Origin of the sequence: Amycolatopsis sp. NPDC005961 (genome assembly GCF_040629235.1) — a bacterium.
In the GTDB taxonomy this organism is placed as follows: domain Bacteria; phylum Actinomycetota; class Actinomycetes; order Mycobacteriales; family Pseudonocardiaceae; genus Amycolatopsis; species Amycolatopsis camponoti.
In genome coordinates this window covers 37,482-56,523 of record NZ_JBEXVF010000025.1, presented here as the reverse complement: position 1 = coordinate 56,523, position 19,042 = coordinate 37,482, and the positions used below count along the sequence as shown (strand labels likewise).

Annotated in this window: 17 protein-coding genes and 1 riboswitch; of the genes, 11 read left to right on the top strand and 6 right to left on the bottom strand. The window is 71.2% G+C overall.

Annotation, left to right across the window (positions count from 1 at the left end; genetic code table 11):
- The first annotated feature begins 1 nt into the window (after position 1).
- The 4 genes from ABZ342_RS23145 to ABZ342_RS23130 all read left to right on the top strand — a co-directional run bounded on the left by ABZ342_RS23145 (position 2) and on the right by ABZ342_RS23130 (position 5,672).
- Positions 2–3,424, top strand: a complete 3,423-nt coding sequence (locus tag ABZ342_RS23145) for a BTAD domain-containing putative transcriptional regulator (RefSeq protein WP_360476432.1) — start codon at positions 2–4, stop codon at positions 3,422–3,424.
- A gap of 100 nt (positions 3,425–3,524) precedes the next feature.
- A complete protein-coding gene (locus tag ABZ342_RS23140; protein ID WP_155549639.1) occupies positions 3,525–4,034 on the top strand; it encodes a hypothetical protein in 510 nt (169 codons plus the stop codon).
- 82 nt (positions 4,035–4,116) lie between these two features.
- Positions 4,117–4,473: an SPW repeat protein gene (locus tag ABZ342_RS23135; RefSeq protein WP_360476429.1), complete on the top strand. Its 357-nt coding sequence runs from the start codon at positions 4,117–4,119 to the stop codon at positions 4,471–4,473.
- The gene (locus tag ABZ342_RS23130) at positions 4,467–5,672 is read left to right on the top strand and encodes an MFS transporter (protein WP_360476577.1); all 1,206 of its coding nucleotides are present in this window, start codon (positions 4,467–4,469) and stop codon (positions 5,670–5,672) included. The genes ABZ342_RS23135 and ABZ342_RS23130 overlap by 7 nt, the downstream gene beginning before the upstream one ends.
- A 51-nt stretch (positions 5,673–5,723) precedes the next feature.
- Here ABZ342_RS23130 and ABZ342_RS23125 read toward each other — a convergent pair whose 3' ends face one another.
- The 4 genes from ABZ342_RS23125 to ABZ342_RS23110 are packed head-to-tail and all read right to left on the bottom strand — an operon-like array spanning position 5,724 to position 11,245.
- Entirely contained in the window at positions 5,724–6,791 is a 1,068-nt protein-coding gene (locus ABZ342_RS23125; RefSeq protein WP_360476426.1) for a DNA polymerase ligase N-terminal domain-containing protein, read from the bottom strand.
- A gap of 55 nt (positions 6,792–6,846) precedes the next feature.
- A complete protein-coding gene (locus ABZ342_RS23120; RefSeq protein WP_360476423.1) occupies positions 6,847–8,856 on the bottom strand; it encodes an ABC transporter ATP-binding protein in 2,010 nt (669 codons plus the stop codon).
- Positions 8,853–10,586, bottom strand: a complete 1,734-nt coding sequence (locus tag ABZ342_RS23115; RefSeq protein ID WP_360476420.1) for an ABC transporter ATP-binding protein — start codon at positions 10,584–10,586, stop codon at positions 8,853–8,855. The genes ABZ342_RS23120 and ABZ342_RS23115 overlap by 4 nt, the downstream gene beginning before the upstream one ends.
- Positions 10,580–11,245 carry a TetR/AcrR family transcriptional regulator gene (locus ABZ342_RS23110; RefSeq protein WP_155549645.1) on the bottom strand — a complete coding sequence of 222 codons (666 nt, stop codon included), beginning with the start codon at positions 11,243–11,245 and terminating at the stop codon, positions 10,580–10,582. The genes ABZ342_RS23115 and ABZ342_RS23110 overlap by 7 nt, the downstream gene beginning before the upstream one ends.
- Before the next feature lie 342 nt (positions 11,246–11,587).
- On the opposite strand from ABZ342_RS23110, the gene ABZ342_RS23105 reads away from it, so the two are divergent.
- The 7 genes from ABZ342_RS23105 (at position 11,588) to ABZ342_RS23075 (ending at position 16,808) form a co-directional block, all read left to right on the top strand.
- Positions 11,588–12,832 carry an ATP-binding protein gene (locus tag ABZ342_RS23105; RefSeq protein WP_360476417.1) on the top strand — a complete coding sequence of 415 codons (1,245 nt, stop codon included), beginning with the start codon at positions 11,588–11,590 and terminating at the stop codon, positions 12,830–12,832.
- On the top strand, positions 12,829–13,266 hold the full coding sequence (locus ABZ342_RS23100; protein ID WP_125315245.1) for a roadblock/LC7 domain-containing protein: 438 nt from the start codon (positions 12,829–12,831) through the stop codon (positions 13,264–13,266). Before ABZ342_RS23105 ends, ABZ342_RS23100 begins: the two co-directional genes overlap by 4 nt.
- A gap of 29 nt (positions 13,267–13,295) precedes the next feature.
- Positions 13,296–13,664 (top strand): DUF742 domain-containing protein, encoded by a 369-nt coding sequence (locus ABZ342_RS23095; protein WP_086678176.1) that lies wholly within the window; start codon positions 13,296–13,298, stop codon positions 13,662–13,664.
- A complete protein-coding gene (locus ABZ342_RS23090) occupies positions 13,639–14,259 on the top strand; it encodes an ATP/GTP-binding protein (protein WP_155549647.1) in 621 nt (206 codons plus the stop codon). Before ABZ342_RS23095 ends, ABZ342_RS23090 begins: the two co-directional genes overlap by 26 nt.
- Positions 14,260–14,278: 19 nt before the next feature.
- Positions 14,279–15,505: a styrene monooxygenase/indole monooxygenase family protein gene (locus ABZ342_RS23085; RefSeq protein ID WP_360476412.1), complete on the top strand. Its 1,227-nt coding sequence runs from the start codon at positions 14,279–14,281 to the stop codon at positions 15,503–15,505.
- Between the two features lie 84 nt (positions 15,506–15,589).
- Positions 15,590–16,462 carry a Ku protein gene (locus tag ABZ342_RS23080; protein ID WP_360476409.1) on the top strand — a complete coding sequence of 291 codons (873 nt, stop codon included), beginning with the start codon at positions 15,590–15,592 and terminating at the stop codon, positions 16,460–16,462.
- Positions 16,463–16,598: 136 nt separating this feature from the next.
- Complete coding sequence (locus tag ABZ342_RS23075; RefSeq protein WP_155549650.1) at positions 16,599–16,808, top strand: hypothetical protein; 210 nt, start codon at positions 16,599–16,601, stop codon at positions 16,806–16,808.
- 310 nt (positions 16,809–17,118) lie between these two features.
- Here ABZ342_RS23075 and ABZ342_RS23070 read toward each other — a convergent pair whose 3' ends face one another.
- Together ABZ342_RS23070 and ahcY are read right to left on the bottom strand one after the other, a co-directional pair.
- Complete coding sequence (locus tag ABZ342_RS23070; protein WP_086678182.1) at positions 17,119–17,274, bottom strand: hypothetical protein; 156 nt, start codon at positions 17,272–17,274, stop codon at positions 17,119–17,121.
- A 120-nt stretch (positions 17,275–17,394) separates the two neighbouring features.
- On the bottom strand, positions 17,395–18,855 hold the full coding sequence (gene ahcY / locus ABZ342_RS23065; RefSeq protein ID WP_360476404.1) for an adenosylhomocysteinase: 1,461 nt from the start codon (positions 18,853–18,855) through the stop codon (positions 17,395–17,397).
- Between the two features lie 98 nt (positions 18,856–18,953).
- A riboswitch (S-adenosyl-L-homocysteine riboswitch) is annotated at positions 18,954–19,030 on the bottom strand.
- Between the last annotated feature and the right edge of the window lie 12 nt (positions 19,031–19,042).

Here is a 19,042-nt window from a genome sequence, read left to right as displayed (position 1 = left end):
CGTGCGGTTCCAGGTCCTCGGTCCGATGACGGCCTCCGTCGTGCTGCCCTCGGCAGCCCAGCCGCGGCGGCTGCTCGCCGTCCTGCTCGCCTACGCCGGCCGCTTCGTCGGCCGTGACACGCTGGTCGACGAGCTGTGGCCGGACGGCGCGCCGTCGAGCGCCGCGGCGATCGTGCAGGTCACCGTGTCGAAGCTGCGCAAGTCGCTCTCGCCCGGTCTCGGGGCCGCCGAGGCCGGGCAGCGCCTGCTCTCCGGCCCGCGCGGGTACGCGCTCGTCGTCGAGCCGGGGGAGCTGGACGCGGACGACTTCGTGACGCTGCTGGCCGCGGGCGCCGACGACCGGGCCCAGCGCCGGCGCGCGCTGGAACGGGCCTTGGCGTGCTGGCGGGGTGACGCCTTCGCCGACGTCGCGGGCGGGCCGCTGCTGGAGGCGCACAAGCTGTGGCTGGAAGACCGGCGCTCGGCGGCGCTGTTGCAGCTGGTCGAGCTGGAGCTCGCCGACGGCGACGGGCGGGCCGTCGTGGAGCGGCTCGACCCCGTCGTCGCGGCCCGGCCCGCCGACGAGCGGTTCGCGGCCCGGCTCGCGTCCGCGCTCGGCACCGTCGGCCGCCGCGAGTCGGCCCTGGAGGTGCTCCGCCGGACGCGGCGGGCGCTCTGGGAGGAGGCGGGCGTCCGGCCGGGCGACGACCTCGTCGCGGTGTACCGCCGGATCGCGGGTACCGACTGGACGACGCCCGGGCCGCCCGCCCAGCTCCCGCCCGCGGTCCCCGACTTCACCGGCCGCGTGGCCGAACTCGCCGACGTCGGCCGTGCGCTGCGTGGCCCGGGTCCGGTCGTCCTGCACGGAGCGGCCGGCACCGGGAAGTCCGCGCTGGCCGTCCAAGCGGCCTGGCGGGCGCGCCGCCGGTTCCCGGACGGCCAGCTGACCGCGTCGCTGCGGGGCCAGGACGCCGACCCGGCGACGGTGCTGACCGGCTTCCTGCGCCTGCTCGGCGCGACGCCGGCGGAGCTGGCCGATCGAGCCGGCCTGACCGGGCTCTGGCGCAGCTACACCGCGGACCGGCGGCTGCTGGTGCTGCTGGAGGACGTCACGAACGAGGCCCAGGTCCGGGCGCTGCTGCCGAGCGGGCCCGGCTGCGCCACGCTGGTCACCGCGCGCCGGGAGCTGCCCGGCCTGTGCGGAGCGCGACCGGTGCCGGTCACCGGAATGTCCACAGAGGACGCGTGGGCGCTGCTCGCGGCGATCGCCGGGGAGGCGCGGCCGCGGGCGGAACCCGAAGCGGTACAACGGCTTCTCGGCCACTGCGCCGGACTCGCGCTCGCCGTCCGGATCGCCGGGGCGAAGCTCGCGGCGCGGCCGAACCAGCGCGTGGCCGACCTCGCCGCGCGCCTCGCCGACGACCGCCGGCGGCTCGACGAGCTGACCGCGGGCGACCTCTCTGTCAGGGGCACGGTGACGTCCGGGCTGCGCGAACGGCCCGCGCCCGACCGGTACCTGGTGCGTCTGCTCGCCGCTTTCCCCGGGCCGGTCCCGGACTGGTGCGCCGCGGCGCTGCTGGACCGCCCCCTCGACGAGGCCCGCGACCGGCTCGACGCCCTGGCCGGCGCCCACTTGCTGGAGCCGGCCGGACGGCACTGGGCGGTGGCGCCGTTCGTCCGACTCGTGGTGGCCGAGGGTGTGTCGCCGGAGACGGACGCGGTCGCGCTGCGCCGCGCTTGCGAGGTCACCCTCGCACTGGCCGAGCACGCCCGGGGGGCTGCCGTTGGTGGGCCGGTGGGGGAGGGACCGGCGTGGGGGTCGCGGGCTCCGGTTGCCGGTCCGGGGGCGCCTGGGTCGGTTAGTGCGGGTGCGGTTGCCGACGCGGTAACGCCGCCCGGTTCGCGTACTCCGGCTGCGGCTGGTGGCGCGGGGACCCCACCCGGCTCGCATAGCGCGGCCGCGGCTGGTGGCGCGGGGACACCGCCCGGTTCGCGCACTTCGGCTGGAGTTGCGGGCGCGGGGACATCACTCAGGTCGCGTAGTCCGGCCGCGGTGACCGCCGCGGGCGCGCTGCCGGGCTCGCATAGTGCGGCTGCGGCGGCGGATGCGGCTGGCGGCGTGGGGAGCCCACCCGGCTCGAATAGTGCGGCTGGCGGCGCGGGTACACCACCCAGCTCACGTACTCCGGCCCCGGCGACCGGCGCGGGGACACCACCCGGGTCGCGTACTCCGCCCGAAGCCGTCCCGAGTGGCCCGGCACCGGCTCTCTCCCGGCCGGATCCCGCCGCGCTTCGGCAAGTCACTGCCGATCCGGCGGCCTGGGCCGCCGAGGAGACCGCGCACCTCGCCGCGGCTGCGCGGCTGGCCGGGGCGCACGGCTGGCATGACCTCACCGAACGTCTCGCCGATGCGTGCACCGCGCTGGCCGGCACGCCGTGGCTCGGTCACGCCGCCCGCGCCGTGTCCGTGCTCGGTCTCGCCGCCGCGCGCCGGCGGCAGGATCCGCACGCCGAGGCCGAAAAGCTCTACAACCTCGGCTCCGTGCACCTGCAGCACGGCCACGGACGGCAGGCGCGGAACTACTTCGTCATGGCCGAGCACCGCTTCCGGCAGCTGGACGACCCGCAGGGCACGGGCGCGGTGCTGGCCGCCATCGCCGACGTCGACCTCGACGGCGGGGACGCCCGAGCCGCCGAAGCCGCGCTGCTGGAGGCCCTCGACCTGCTGCGCGAATGCGGCGATCGCCACGGGCAGGCGGCCGCGGCGGCGCAGCTGGGTTCGCTGGCCGAGGACGTCGGGGATGTGCGCCGCGCCGTCGAGAGCTTCGAGGTGAGCATGCTGCTCGCCCGGGAGTGCGACGACGGCCGCGGGCACGACCACGCCGCCAAGCGCTACGCCGACGTCCTGCGCCGGCACGGCGGCTGCGACCAGGCGGCCGACCTGCTGACCGGCGCGCTCGGCGGCACCGTGCGCACCCGCGAGCGGCACTGGGAGGCCCACGTCCTGCGCAGCCTCGGCGACCTGCACACCGACGCGGGAGAACTCGGCGACGGCGAACGCTGCCTGACGCGCTCGCTGGCGCTGTTCGAGCAGATCGGGCACCGGCACGCCGCCGCGTACACCCACCGCTCCCTCGCCGAGCTGCGGCTCCGCGCGGGGGATCCGGTGGGCGCGCGGTGGCACCTGCGCGTCGCGATGGGCGTCTTCCGGGAGCTGCGCGACCGCCGCGGCGCCGGGTACACCCTGCTCAGCCTCGGCCGGACCCACGCCGACGAGGGTGCCGGGCCGGAGGCCGCGCGGCTGCTGCGGACCTCGGCCGGCCTGTTCGAGGAGCTGGGGTTCCCGCTGTGGGAGCTGCGCGCGCTGCGAGAGCTCACCGCCGTCTCGAGTGAATCCCCGGCCCGCGAACGGACTCGTGAAGTCTTGACGAAGATCAGGACCTGACCCGCCCCCGCCGGGGTCCGCGACGAGGTCGTTTGGCGAAGTTATGGCCGTCCCGTTTTGGCTGCCGCCGTTCGGTTCGTCGCAGGAGAAGGAGCAAGGCATGCCGGGACAACGGATGCTCGCGCGCGTGGCAGTGGGATTGACCGCTTCGGCCGCGACGGTGGTGTTCGCGACCATCGGCACGGCTTCGGCGAGCGTCGAGGTCACGAAGCTCAGCCAGTCGGCCGCCGCGTCGCAGCTGTCCGCCGCCGGGGTCACGCACTCGTCGAGCGGGGGCTGCACCACGCGGTCGAACTCGACCTGCACGTCCTACGAGCAGATCAACCAGACGACGGTCACCGGCGTGATCACGCTGAAGCGGGCCAGCGGCTGCGCGATCAACATCACCGGCGGCACCGAGGTCGGCCACGCGTCGGGCACCTACAGCCACTACAACGGCTACAAGGTGGACATCTCGCACAACAGCTGCATCGACAGCTACATCAAGAACAACTTCGGCTACATCGGGCTGCGCGGCGACGGCTACCCGCAGTGGCAGGCCGGCTCCGGCAACCTCTATTGCGACGAAGGCAACCACTGGGACATCACGTACTACACCTGCGGCTGCTGAGGTCCGGTCCGGGGCCTGCCCGTCTCGAGGGCTGCGGGCAGTTCCCGGTTACCGGCCGCGACCGCCGGGGTATCACTCCGGGGTGAAGACAACTTCGCCCGCGGGCCGGTGGGCCGCCGGTCTCGTGCTGCTCGCCGGTGCTTACCTCGTGCTCGCGCCCTGGGTCGCCGGTTTCGGCGGGGCGGGCGTGCTCGCCCTGACCAACACCGTCGTCGGCGTGGCTCTGATCGGGCTCGCGATCGCCGGCATCGTGACCCGGCGCCCGCGCGTGCTCGGCTGGGTCGTCCCGGTCCTCGGTGCGTGGGCGGCGCTTTCGCCGTGGTTGCTGCAGTCCGCCGCGCAGACGCAGCCGTCGGCGGCCGCGTTCGCCGGCAACGCCGTCGCCGGCGCGGTGGTCGTCGTGGCGGGCGTGCTCGGGTCCTCTCGGCCAACCTGCTGACGTTCGGCGGCCTGCTGCTGCTCGGCGGCCGGGCCGCGGATCTGCTCGGCCGCCGCAAGCTCTTCATGGCGGGCACGGCGCTGTTCCTGCTGGTGTCGCTGCTTTCGGCGGTCGCCACCGCGGGTCCGCTGCTGCTGGCCGCGCGGTCGCTGCACGGGGTTTCCGCGGCGCTGATGGCGCCGACGGCGCTCGCGATCCTCACCGACACGTTCCCGGAGGGGCGCCCGCGCAACCGGGCCCTCGCCATCTGGTCGGGGATCGCCGCGCTGGGCGCGACGATCGGGCTGCTGCTCGGCGGCGCGCTGCTCGACTGGTTCGGCTGGCAGAGCCTCTTCTACGTCAACGTTCCGGTCGCCGTGCTGATGCTGGTGCTGAGCCCGGTCCTGCTGCGGGAGAGCCGGGACACCTCGGCGCACCGCACCTTCGACGTCGCCGGCGCGGTGCTCAGCACCGCGGCGCTGGTCCTGCTGGTGTACGTGCTCGTCGAGGCGCCCGCGTGGGGCTGGGCCAGTTTCCGGACGCTCGGCCTCGGGGGCGTCTTCCTGGTGCTGACCGCGACGACGATCGTCGTCGAACGCCGGTCGGCGGCTCCGCTGCTGCCCGCCCGGCTGTTCCGGTCGGCCACCGTGCTCGGCGGCAACGTGCTGACGGTCCTGATCGCGATGCTCGCCTTCGGGTCGTCGGTCGTGCTTTCGCAGTATTCGCTGGGCGTGCTCGGCTACACGCCGATCGTTTTCGGGCTGAGCCAGTCCGCGATGCCGGTCGCGGCGGTGCTCGGTGCGTACGCCGGCCAGGCCGCGCTGGCCCGGCTCGGCATCCGCCCGGTCGCGGTGACCGCGCTGCTGCTGATGGCCGTCGGCAGTGCCCTGCTGACCGGGCTCTCACCCGATTCCGGCTACCTGACGAGCGTGTTGCCGGGCCTGGTCGTGTTCGGCCTCGGACTCGGCATCGGCCCGGTCGTCCTGGCGGCGGCCGCGCTCAAGGGCGTCACCACGGCCGACGCGGGCATCGCCTCGGGGAGAAACGTGGCGGCGTTCCAGGTCGGTGGCGCGCTCGGGGTCGCGGTGGTGTCGACGGTCATCGCGACGACCATGGCGGCCACCCCGGCCCGGCGGGCGCGCTCGCCGGGTTCCACACGGGGATGCTCGTCTGCGCGGGGATCGGGGCAGCCGGGGTGGTGGTCGCGTTCTTCCTGCTGAAGAACGCGAAGCGCGGGCAGCTCGCCGCGGTGCCGCGCGTGCACTGACGCGTCAGTTCCCGATGTACAGCCAGTCGCCGGAGTGGTCGCCGGGGCGATAGACGCTGTCCGCCCGCTTGGCCACCACTCCCGGCAAGCCGTGCTGGCGGCTGGCGCCGAGCACGTCCTCGCCACCACCCAGGAAGTAGCCGGGGACCTGCCAGCGGCCGTCCGTCACCGGCAGGTCCGCCAACAGCTCGCGGCGTTCGGTGTACGGCAGCGAAAGCGTCGGCTTGCCGTCGAGGTGCAGGATGTCGCTGGCGAAGTAGAACACCGGGCAGTGCGTCTTGAGGCGCTTCGCCGCCGCGCCGTCGGCCCGGCGGCGTTCCTCGAGGCCTTCCGGTGAGGGCTTGCCGTCCTTCACCACGACCACTTCGCCGTCCAGCAGCACTTCCGTCGAGCCGAGCTCTTCGCCCAGCTTGTGCAGGTCCGGGTAACGGCCGGTGACGTCGGCGCCGGAGTCGTCGTGCGCGGTGCCGCGGCCGCCCGAAACCTGGAGCATCGTGCGCAGGCCGCCCCACGCGAACTCGTAGGCCCACTCGCCGTCGTCCGCCGGGAGCCCGCCCGGGACCGCCGTCATCGGCTCCAGGAACTCCGGTGCGTCCTCGTGGCCCGGCTCGGCCGGGTCGAGGCGCCGCAGCGTCCAGTCGCGGTCGTCGTCGTGGTGCCGGTTGACGAACAGGTACTTGCCGCGCGCCCGCTCGCCGTGGAAGACGACCTCGACCTTGTGGTCGTTCCAGTGCAGGGTTTCGTACTTCCCGGTGTCCCACACGGTCATCCGGCCGCCGCCGTACTCGCCCGCCGGGATCTCGCCGGAGAACGTGAGGTACTCCATGGGGTGGTCTTCGGTGTGCACCGCGAGCCGGTTCACGCCGGGCGCGAGCGGCAGGCCGCGCGGCACGGCCCACGACACGAGGACGCCGTCGCGTTCCAGCCGGAAGTCCCAGTGCAGCCGGGAGGCGTGGTGCTCCTGGATGACGAAGAGGTCGTTGCCGCCCGGTTCCGGCGGCCCCTCGGGCCAGGGTTCGGGGGTGCGGTCCTTCCCGCGCTTGCCGCGGTACTCCTCGAGTTTGTCGGCCATCGCCGCCCCGGTACCCCTTCCGCTCGGGAGCGTCCAGGATACCGGGGTGACGACGTCAGTCCGTCTCCGCCATGGCTTCGGCGAACTGGGCCGCGTACAGCCGGGCGTAGGCGCCGCCGCTGCCGAGCAGCGTTTCGTGGTCGCCGTGCTCGACGATCTGCCCGTGCTCCATCACCAGGATCACGTCCGCGTCGCGGATCGTGGAGAGCCGGTGCGCGATGACGAAGCTCGTGCGCCCGCTGCGGAGCGAGTTCATCGCCCGCTGGATGAGCACCTCGGTGCGGGTGTCGACCGAGCTGGTCGCCTCGTCCAGGATGAGGATGACCGGCCGGGCCAGGAACGCCCGCGCGACCGTGATCAGCTGCTTCTCGCCCGCGCTGACCGTGCCGCCCTCGTCGTCGAGGACCGTCTCGTAGCCGTCCGGCAACGTCCGGACGAAGCGGTCGACGTACGTCGCCGTCGCCGCCTCGATGATCTCCTCGCGGGTCGGGTCGTCCGCGCCGTAGGCGATGTTCTCCGCGATCGTGCCGCCGAACAGCCACGCGTCCTGCAGCACCATGCCGGTCTGGTCGCGCAGCTCCTCGCGGTTCATCTTCGCGATGTCGACGCCGTCGAGCGTGATCCGCCCGCTGTCGAGCTCGTAGAACCGCATGAGCAGGTTGACCAGCGTCGTCTTCCCGGCCCCGGTCGGGCCGACGATCGCCACCGTCTGGCCGGGTTCGACGGTCAGCGACAGGTCGTCGATCAGCGGCTTGTCCGGCAGGTAGCGGAACGAGACGTCCTGGAACTCGACGCGTCCGCGGATCACCGACGGCCGCTCCGGGTGCTCCGGCTCCGGCGCCTGCTCCTCGGCGTCCAGCAGCGCGAACACCCGCTCGGCCGAGGCGACGCCGGACTGCAGCAGGTTCGCCATGCTGGCGATCTGCGTCACCGGCTGGCTGAACTGGCGCGAGTACTGGATGAACGCCTGCACCTCGCCGAGCGTCAGGCTGCCCGACGCGACGCGCAGCGCGCCGATCACCGCCACCAGCACGTAGCTCAGGTTGCCGATGAACATCATCGCCGGCTGGATCATGCCGGAGATGAACTGCGCCCGGAAGCTGGCCTCGTACAGCGTTTCGTTCTGCTTGTCGAAAATCGCCGCGGACTCGTCGCGGCGGCCGAACACCTTGACCAGCGAGTGCCCGGTGTACATCTCCTCGACGTGCGCGTTGAGCTTCCCGGTCGTCGACCACTGCTTGATGAAGTTCGGCTGCGCCCGCTTGCCGATCTTCGCCGCCACGACGGCCGAGAGCGGCACCGTGAGCAGCGCGATCAGCGCCAGCAGCGGCGAGATCAGGAACATCATGATCAGCACGCCGATCACCGTCAGCAGCGACGAGACGATCTGCGACAGCGTCTGCTGCAGCGACATCGCCAGGTTGTCGATGTCGTTGGTGACGCGGGAAAGGACCTCGCCGCGCGGCTGGCGGTCGAAGTACTTCAGCGGCAGCCGCGCGAACTTCTCCTCGACGTCCTGGCGCAGCCGGTAGACGGCGTTCTGCACCAGCGTCGTCGTCAGCCGGGCCTGGATGAGCCCGAAGAACGACGCGATGACGAACAGCGCCAGCACGGTCAGCAGGATCTGCCCGACCTTGTCGAAGTCGATCCCGACGCCGGGCACGAGGTCGACGCGACTGTAGATGTCGGCGAGCGTGCCGTCACCACGGGCGCGCAGCCCGGCGACGACCTGCTCCTTGGTGACGCCCGGCGGCACCTGCTTGCCGAGCACGCCCGCGAGGATCGCGTCGGTGGCCTGGCCGAGGATCTTCGGCCCGATCACCGTCAGCGCGACGCTCGCCGCGCCGAGCACGAGCACCCCGATGAGGTGGAGCCGTTGCGGGGCCAGCATGTGCAGCAGCCGCTTGAGGGAGCCCTTGAAGTCGAGGGCCTTCTCCGGCGGTGCGCCGCCGGCCATCCACCGGCCGGGCCCGACGGTGGCGGCCCCGGTGTTCTTCTGCCGTTCCGCGGTCGGCCGTTCGCCCGCTTCGGTGACGGCGGTCTTCGGCGATTCCGTGGTACTCACGCCGCCTCCTGCTCGGTCAGCTGGGACAGCACGATCTCGCGGTAGGTCTCGTTGCCGTCGAACAGCTCGTGGTGGGTGCCGGTGCCGACGACGCGGCCCTCGTCGAGGACGATGATGCGGTCGGCGCCCCGGATGGTGCTCACGCGCTGCGCGACGATGATCACCGTGGCGTCGGCGGTCTCCGACACCAGCGCGCGGCGCAGGGCCGCGTCGGTCGCGTAGTCCAACGCCGAGAACGAGTCGTCGAAGAGGTAGATCTCCGGCTTGTGCACCAGCATCCGCGCGATCGCGAGCCGCTGCCGCTGACCACCGGAGACGTTCGTGCCGCCCTGCGAGATCGGTGCGTCCAGGCCTTCGGGCATCGCCTCGACGAAGTCCTTGCCCTGAGCCACTTCGAGGGCGTGCCACAGCTCTTCGTCGGTCGCGTCCGGGTTGCCGTAGCGCAGGTTGCTCGCCACGGTGCCGGCGAACAGGTACGGCTTCTGCGGCACCAGCCCGACCGCGCGGGCGAGCACCCCCGCGTCGAGGTCGCGCACGTCGACGCCGTCGACCTTCACCGTGCCGCGGGTCGCGTCCATCAGCCGCGGGATCAGGTTCAGCAGCGTTGTCTTCCCGGTACCCGTGGACCCGATCACCGCGGTCGTCTCGCCCGGCCGCCCGATCAGCGAGATGTCCTGCAGCACCGGCTTTTCCGCGCCGGGGTAGCGGAACTCGACGCCGGAGAGCTCCAGGTGCCCGTGGAGCGTGCCCGGCTTGATCGGCGAAACCGGCAGGCGGACGCTCGACTCGGTGTCGAGCACCTCGCTGATCCGCTCGGCGCTGACCTCCGCGCGCGGCACCATCATGAACATGAACGTGGCCATCATGACCGACATCAGGATCTGCAGCAGGTAGGACAGGAACGCCGTCAGCGCCCCGATCTGCATGCTGCCGGAGTCGATGCGCTGCCCGCCGAACCACAGCACCGCGACGCTGGAGGCGTTCATCACCAGCATGACGATCGGGAACATCAGCGCCATCAGGCGGCCGACGCGCAGCGACACCGTGAGCAGTTGGTCGTTCGCGGCGTCGAAGCGTTCGCGCTCGTGCTTGTCGCGGACGAACGCGCGGATGACGCGGATGCCCATGATCTGCTCGCGCAGCACCTGGTTGATCTTGTCGATCCGCTCCTGCATCTTGCGGAACGCGGGGCGCATCTTCGTGATGATCGTGCCGACCGCGATCGCCAGCACCGGCACGATCACCAGCAGCAGCGAGGACAGCGGCACGTCGAGGTTCAGCGCCAGGATGATCCCGCCGACGCACATGATCGGCGCCGACACCATCAGCGTCAGCGTCATCACGACCAGCATCTGGATCTGCTGGACGTCGTTGGTGGTGCGGGTGATCAGCGACGGCGTGCCGAACTGGCCGACCTCGCGGGCCGAGAAGTCCTGCACGCGGTGGAAGACGCCGGCGCGGATGTCGCGCCCGACCGCCATCGCCGTGCGGGCGCCGTAGTACACCGCGCCGATCGAGCCGGCGATCTGGGCGAGCGTCACGGCGAGCATCACGGCGCCGATGCGCAGGATGTAGGCCATGTCGCCCTTGATCAGCCCGTTGTCGACGATGTCGGCGTTGAGCGTGGGCAGGTAGAGCATGGCGATCGTCTGCACGAGCTGCAGCGCCACGATCACCCACAACGTGGTTTTGTACGGGCGCAGGTGACTGCGCAGGAGCTTGACTAGCACAACGGTTCCCCCAGTGTGGTGGTGGTGTTCGGTCCGGGTGTCGGTGCGGTGCCGCCGGTCAGGCCGGGCATCCCCGTGGCCAGCTCGTCCAGCAGCCGTTCCAGGGTCGGGAGGAACGGCTCGCCCTCGGTCATGAACCAGTTGACGAAGGCGACGCGGACGGCGCTTTCCACCGTGGAGGCCATCAGCCGGCACAAGAGGTGGTCCGCTCCGCCCGCCCGCTTCGCGATGGTCTCGGCGAGGACGCGTTCGACCGCCGCGTGGGCGTTGAGGAACTCGCCGCGCAGCATGAGCTGGCCCATCAGCTCCCGGATACGCGCAACATACGCGCGATCCGGCTCGCCCTCACGCGAATATTGCTCGATCACCGCCTGCTTCACGGACTCCCAGAGCGGCTCGCCCTCCGGCCGCGCGAGCAGGGCTTCGCGCATCCCCTCGTGGCGGTCGACGACCATCGAGCAGACCGCCTGCTCCTTGCTGGAGAAGTAGTTGTTGAATGTGCGGGGCGAGACACCGACCTCGGCGGCGATGTCCTCGACCCGCACGTTCTCCAGCCCGCGGTCCATCGAAAGCCGCAACGCGGCCTGCGCGAGCGCCCGGCGGGCCTCGCGCTTCTTGCGTTCCCGCAGCGTCAGCTTCGGTGGTTCCTCCGGCGGCATGAACAGAGTGTAGCGAAAAACTTGCGGGCCACGCAAAAAAGTGCGCGGCCCGCAAAATCAGGGCGAACCGGACACGCCCGGGATTCCGTCGTGCGGACCCGCCCGGCCTGCGGTATCGGCCCCCGTGTGCGCTGTGTCGCGAACAGCAAATTGCAAAAATGAACCGAATGGCCTAACGCACTGCGCTCACCAGGAGCGACGCTCCCGATCGGCGCTCACTCGGCGCGATCGCGCGGGGACGGGTTGTGGACACGTCACGAGCCTTTCTGCTTGCATGTCGGTCGTCGCCGGGGGTCGGCAGAAGCACCGCGTCCGAACTGAGCAAGGAAGAAGTGGGACCACATGGCCAGCCGGGCCCGGGAACTCCTGGATCGATCACGCGTCCTGCTGGACCGCTCGCGGGTCGCGGCGGCGCAGTACCTCACCGCGCCGCCGAAGCACGGCGGGTACGAGCCCGCGGCCGGGCCGGCGCTCACGCAGCTGCAGCCGCCCGTGCCCGTGGTGGCGCAGGCGGCGCAGGCGGACGACGCCGTGCTGGCCGAGATCTGCGCCAGCGTCGCCCTGCGTGACCTCAACCTGCTCGACCAGCTCCTCGCCCGGCTCGAAGAGCTGGAGGCGGGGGAGGAGGACCACCACCGCCTCGCCGAGCTCTACCAGCTCGACCACCTCGCGACGCGGCTGCGGCGCAACGCCGAGAACCTGCGTGTCCTGGCCGGCCAGGAGACCGCCGACGACGCCGCCCGCGCCACCTCGCTGCTCGACGTCATGCGCGCGGCGATGTCTTCGATCGACCACTACGCCCGGATCACCATCGGCCGCGTCGTGAACCTCGGCGTCGTCGGCTTCGCCGCGGAGGACCTGGGCCGGGTGCTCGCGGAGCTGTTCGACAACGCCGCCAACCAGTCTTCGCCGAGCTCGCCGGTGAACGTCAGCGCCCACCTGACCGAGCAGGGCAGCGTGCTCGTCCGGATCGAGGACGAGGGCATCGGCATCCCGGCCGACCGCGTCGACGGCCTCAACGCGCGGCTGGCCGCCGGCGGTGACCTCGACGACGCCGCGGCGCGCCACATGGGGCTCGCGGTGGTCTCCCGGCTCGCCGCCCGCCACGACGTCACCGTGCGCTTGGACCGGCGCAGCCCGCACGGCACGGTCGCCACCGTGCTGCTGCCCACCGGCATCGTCACCGAGCTCGCCGAGCACGCCTGGTCCGGCACTCGCACCGTCACGGCCGAGCCGGTCAAGGCACCGGAAGGCGAGCCGGCCACCGTCGGCGGGCTCCCGCGCCGCCGCCCCGGTACCTTCCCCCGCGAGGAACCGGTCACGCCGATCCCGCGCAAGCCCACCCCGCGCCCGCGTCCGGTCGAGCAGACCGGCGGGACCACCGCCAACGGCCTGCCGCGCCGGGTGCCCGGCAGCATCCGCGGCGCCGCGCCCGAACCGTCACCACCGCCCGCGGCGGCCGGACCCGCGGCGAACGGGCACGAGCAGCTGCTCGCCGACCTCGGTGCCTTCACCGACGGCGAGCGGGCCGCGCTCGCCGAGAACCGTTCCCAGCAGGACGAGACGCCCGGAGGAACCGCCTCGTGAGCGCCCCCCACCCGGCCCCGGCGAACTTCGCCTGGCTGCTCGACGACTTCGTGCGCAAGGTCCACGGCGTCAGCCACGCGCTGATCATGAGCGTGGACGGCTTCCCCCTGACCGCGTCCGACTCGGTCGGCGAAGCCGAGGCCGAACAGCTCGCGGCGATCGCCAGCGGCCTGCTCTCGCTGGCCGGCAACAGCGCGGCGCTGTTCGGGAAGGGCGCCTGCGAGCAGATCATCATCCGGCTCACGCACGGGTACTTCCTCTTCATGGGCATCGGTTCCGGTGCCGGGCTCGCGGTGCTGACCTCGGGCGAGGCGGACATGAAGGTGGTCGCCTACGAGATGACCCAGTTCATCACCAACGCCGGCCACGCGCTCACCCCCGAGGTGCGCGCCGAACTGCGCCAGGTGCTCACCGCGCGCCGCCCCCGGGTGTGATCGAGATGCCCGACGAGGATGTGATTCCCGTGTCCGAGAAGGACACCGCCTTGCCGCGGCGCAGCCGCCGGATCCGCGCGTACGCGCTGACCGGCGGCCGCACCAGCACCCGCCACCAGCTGCTGGTGGAGACGCTGGTCTCGGTCCCGCGGTACGACCCGGCGCTGAGCGGCACGCTCATGCCCGAGTCTCGCTCGCTCTACGAACGCGCCCGGGCGCGGTGCTCGATCGCCGAGCTGTCGGTCGGGCTGGACCTGCCGCTCGGCGTGGTGCGGGTGCTGATCGGCGACCTCGCCTCACAGGGCGCGGTGTTCGTCCACCCCACGGCGCACGCCTACCACCACGACACCAACGTCCTCGAGAGGATCCTTGATGGGCTCAAGCGGCTCCCCGCCTGAGGGCGATCTGCTGACGATCTCCGCGAAGATCGTCGTCGCCGGGGGCTTCGGTGTCGGCAAGACCACGTTCGTCGGGTCGGTGTCGGAAGTGCCCCCGATGAGCAACGAAGCGTGGATGACCGAGGCCGGCGACGGCATCGACGAGATCCCGCCCGGCGGCAAGTCGACCACGACCGTCGCGATGGACTTCGGCCGCATCACGCTGCGCCCGGACCTGCTGCTCTACCTGTTCGGCACGCCCGGTCAGGCGCGGTTCTGGTTCCTCTGGGACGACCTGAGCCGGGGCGCGCTCGGCGCGGTCGTGCTGGTCGACACCAGCCGGATCGACGAGTCGTTCGCGGCGATCAACTACTTCGAGAACGACTCGGAGCTGCCGTTCGTCGTCGCGGTGAACCAGTTCGAGGGCATGCCCGTGCACGACCTCGACGAGGTGCGCGACGCCCTCGCGCTCGACCCGAGCGTCCCGCTGGTCACCTGCGACGCCCGTGACCGCGCTTCGACGATCGCCACCCTGACCGAGCTGGTCGGCCACACGCTGTCGCTGGCCGTGCTGTCCGGCCCGCGCGAGCTGGCCGCCAGCGTCCCGCAGGCCTGAACGAGGAGAGAAGAGCTTCATGCGCAAGGTCCTGATCGTGGGCGCCGGGCAGTCCGGGCTGCAGCTGGCCCTCGGGCTGCTGGCGAAGGACTACGACGTCACGGTGATGTCCGCGCGGACACCGGAGGAGATCCGGAACGGGCGCGTGATGTCGACGCAGTGCATGTTCCACGACGCGCTGCAGCACGAGCGGGACCTCGGCATCGACCAGTGGGAAGCCGACACCGTGAACGTCGAGGGCCTCGGCGTGTCGGTGGCCGCGCCCGACGGCGGGCGCGCGCTCGACTGGTTCGCCGAGCTGGACCACATCGCGCAGTCGGTCGACCAGCGGGTGAAGATGGCCGGCTGGCTCGAGCTGTTCGAGGACCGCGGGGGCAAGCTCGTCATCCACGGCGTGATGACGTCCGAATTGGACGCTCTCGCCCGGCTGTACGACCTGGTGATCATCTCGGCCGGCAAGGGCGAGCTGGTCCAGCTGTTCGACCGGATCCCGGAGCGCTCGCCGTACACGAAGCCGATGCGCGCGCTGTCGCTGGCCTACGCCCACGGCGTGCGCCCGCGGCCGGAACACCCGGACAAGATGGCCGTGCGGTTCAACATCGTCCCGGGCGTCGGCGAGCTGTTCATGATCCCCGCGTACACCCTGAGCGGGAACTGCGACATCCTCTTCTTCGAAGGCGTCCCCGGCGGGCCGCTGGACTGCTTCGACGACCGCCCGGGCCCGGCCGAGCACTTCGGGCGGATCCTGGACCTGATGAAGCAGTTCGTGCCGTGGGAGTACGAGCGCAGCCGCGACGCCGAGCTCACCGACGCGAAGGCCACCCTGGCCGGCGGCTACACGCCGGTGGTGCGCAACCCGGTCGGCACGCTGCCCGGCGGCGCGATCGTGCTGGGCATGGCCGACGTCGTCGTGGCGAACGACCCGATCACCGGCCAGGGCTCGAACAACGCGAGCCACTGCGCGGCGACCTACCTGGACGCGATCGTCGAGCACGGCGACCGCCCGTTCGACGCGGGGTGGATGGACGCCACGTTCGAGCGCTACTGGGAGTACGCCCGGCACGTCACCGAATGGACCAACGCGCTGCTCATGCCGCCCCCTCCGCACGTGCTCCAGATCCTCGGGGTGGCCGGCCAGAATCCCGCGGTGGCGAAGCGGTTCGCGAACGGGTTCACCGATCCGACGGACTTCCGGAACTGGTTCATGGACCCCGCACTCTGGGAGAAGTACCTGGCAGAGGTCTAGATCAGACTGTCGCCGGGGGACGATTCGGGCTACGGTAGTTACCGAGCGTGAAGTCGGCAGGGTCGTCTCTCGGAGGTACGTGGCATGCGGGCGATGTGGAAGGGCTCGGTGTCGTTCGGGCTGGTGAGCATCCCGATCCAGCTGTACGCGGCCACCGAGAACAAGAACGTCTCCCTGCGCCAAGTGCACGAGGCCGACGGCGGCCGCATCCAGTACAAGCGGTTCTGCACGATCGACGGCGCCGAGGTGCCCTACGCCGAGATCGCCAAGGGCTACGAGCTGCCCGACGGCGAGATGGTCGTCATCACCGACACCGAGATGGCCGACCTGCCGCTGCCTTCGCAGCGCACGATCGACGTCCTGGAGTTCGTGCCGCTCGAGTCGATCGACCCGATCCAGTACGACCGGACGTACTACCTGGAGCCGCAGAAGAACGCGGTGAAGCCGTACATCGTGCTGCGGGACGCGCTGCACAAGTCGAGCCAGGTGGCGATCGCCAAGGTCGCGGTCCGGCAGCGGGAGAGCATGGCGGTGCTGCGGGTGCACGCCGACGTGCTGGTGATGACGACGATGCTCTGGCCGGACGAGGTCCGCGAGCCCGACTTCCCCTTCCTGCGCGACGACCCGCCGCAGATCCGGCCGCAGGAGCTGACCATGGCCGGGTCGCTGATCGACTCACTGGCCGAGCCGGTGTTCGAGCCGGAGAAGTACCACGACCACTACCGCGAGGCCCTCGAGGAGATGATCGAGGCCAAAGTGGCGGGGGAGGAGACGACCAAGCCGGCGGCGGTCACCGCGAAGGCCGACGTGGTCGACCTGATGGCGGCGCTGCAGGCCAGTGTGGACGCGGCGAAGAAGTCGCGTGGGGCGAAGTCCACTTCGGAAGAGTCCGATGAGGACGAGGCGCCGGCCCCGGCGCCGGTGAAGAAGAAGCCGGCGGCGCGGAAGCGGGCTTGAGGGCGGCCCCCGGCCGGTCGTTCCCGTCCGGGTGGCGGGGCCGACACGCGCGGTTCCGGTCCCGCGTTCGCGTGCTTCCCGGTGGTACCAAGGAGGGCGAGCACACCGGGCACCAACGCGGAAAGGCGGGCCGGTCATGGAGTGCGCTTCTTGTGACGCGGGGATCGATCACTGCCACGGCACGCTGGTGGTGCACCCGGACGGCGGGTTCGCCGAATGCACCGAGCCGTCCTGTGGGGACGGTGACCGCCTCCGGCACGCGCTGATCGTCGACTGCCAGGCTCTCGGCCGCGGGTGCGGCTGTGCGGCCGAACCGGGAAAACCCCGGCTGCGCCAAGCTTCCTGAGCCTCCCGCCAGGACCGTGAAGGCCTCCCCGGCCCGGCCGGGGAGGCCTTCACGGCGTCAGGGAAGCGTCAAGGGCATGACACGATCGTGTATGCAGCTGTGTACACGGGCTGAGCGATGTGCTAACACTAACGGGGTCCTTCGGCTCTCCCTCCCCCTCGGAGCCGGAGGACCCTTTCATTCCCGTCCCGGGTGGCTTGCCGGCAAACGGACTTTGCTCTGCGCTTACCTTCGTGGCGGTGAAAGGCCGAACGGCCCGGCACGGCGAGCATTGCTGCTGCGCCGTGCCGGGCCGTTCGCGAGCACTTGATCAGTACCAGTGCGCACGCCCACCGATCCGGCGGCCGGTGCCGCCCAGGATGGCCAGTGCCACGCCGGCCACCGCGAGAATGATGCCGATGGTGTAAAGCACCGGGATACCGACGATAAACCCGATGATGAGGAGAATTACACCGAGAACGATCACTTTGACACACACTCCTTCGCATGGGACCCATCCGCCGTACGGGCCGGACGGATGCGCTGTCACGGGGAGGATGGCCACTTTCGCGGTGCCGCAAACTGCGTCAAATGGAGCAATCTCGAATCAGTACCGGTAGTGATCGAGCTTGTACGGACCTTCGACGTCGACTCCGATGTACTCGGCCTGCGCCTTCGACAGCTTGGTGAGCTTCACGCCGAGGGCGTCGAGGTGCAGCCGGGCCACCTTCTCGTCGAGGTGCTTCGGCAGCCGGTGGACGTCGGTGGCGTACTCGCCGGGCTTGGCGAACAGCTCGATCTGCGCGATGGCCTGGTTGGTGAAGGAGTTCGACATCACGAACGACGGGTGGCCGGTCGCGTTGCCGAGGTTCATCAGGCGGCCTTCGGAGAGCACGAGGATCGCGTGGCCGTCCGGGAACGTCCACTCGTGCACCTGCGGCTTGATCTCCTTCTTGACGATGCCCGGGAGCTTCGCCAGGCCGGCCATGTCGATCTCGTTGTCGAAGTGCCCGACGTTCGCGACGATCGCGTTGTGCTTCATCCGGCTCATCTGGTCCGCCGAGATGATCCCGAAGTTGCCGGTGGTGGTGATGAAGATGTCGGCCGTCGCGACGACGTCGTCCAGCTCCACCACGTCGAGGCCGTCCATCGCCGCCTGCAGCGCGCAGATCGGGTCGATCTCGGTGACCGCGACCCGGGCACCCTGGCCGCGCAGTGCCTCGACCGCGCCCTTGCCGACGTCGCCGTAGCCGCAGACGAGGACGCGCTTGCCGCCGATCATCACGTCGGTGGCCCGGTTCAGGCCGTCCACAAGGGAGTGCCGGATGCCGTACTTGTTGTCGAACTTGGACTTCGTGACGGAGTCGTTGACGTTCATCGCGGGGAAGAGCAGCTCGCCGTCCTTGGCGAGCTTGTAGAGCCGCTTGACGCCGTTGGTCGTCTCCTCGGTGACGCCGCGGATCTCCTTGGCCATGCGGGTGAAGCGGTCGCCGTCGGCGGCCAGGCTCGCGCGCAGGGTCTCCAGGACGATCCGGTACTCCTCGGGGTCCTCTTCGGACGGTTGCGGCACCGCGCCCGCCGCTTCGAACTCGACTCCCTTGTGGACGAGCAGGGTGGCGTCGCCGCCGTCGTCGAGGATCATGTTCGGCGCCTGGCCGCCCGAGAACGCGAACAGCCGGTCGGTGCACCACCAGTACTCTTCGAGCGTCTCGCCCTTCCAGGCGAAGACGGGAGTGCCGGACGGCGCGTCGACGGTGCCGTCCGGCCCGACGACGACCGCGGCGGCGGCCTCGTCCTGGGTGGAGAAGATGTTGCAGGACACCCAGCGGACCTCGGCGCCGAGCGCGACCAGCGTCTCGATCAGCACGGCGGTCTGGACGGTCATGTGCAGCGACCCGGCGACCCGGGCGCCCTTCAGCGGCTGCGAGGTGGCGTACTCCTCGCGGATCGCCATCAGGCCGGGCATCTCGTGCTCGGCGAGCCGCAGCTGGGTGCGGCCGGCCTCGGCCAGTGCGAGGTCGGCGACGGCGAAGTCGAGGCCGTTTCGGGTCTGCAGTTTGTCACTCATGCTTGCGCGCACTCCGGAGTTCGTTTGCGGAACGCTCGGGAGGCGGCACGGGACAGTCCACGCGCACGACGACGGCGGGACACCGAAAAGCACCTCCCTCGCGGGAGGCGCCCTTGGAGTCGTGGTCCGGGCCGAGCGTGGCGGAAAGAGTTCCGTCGCAGCGCCTCTCGGCCCACGACCAGGATGG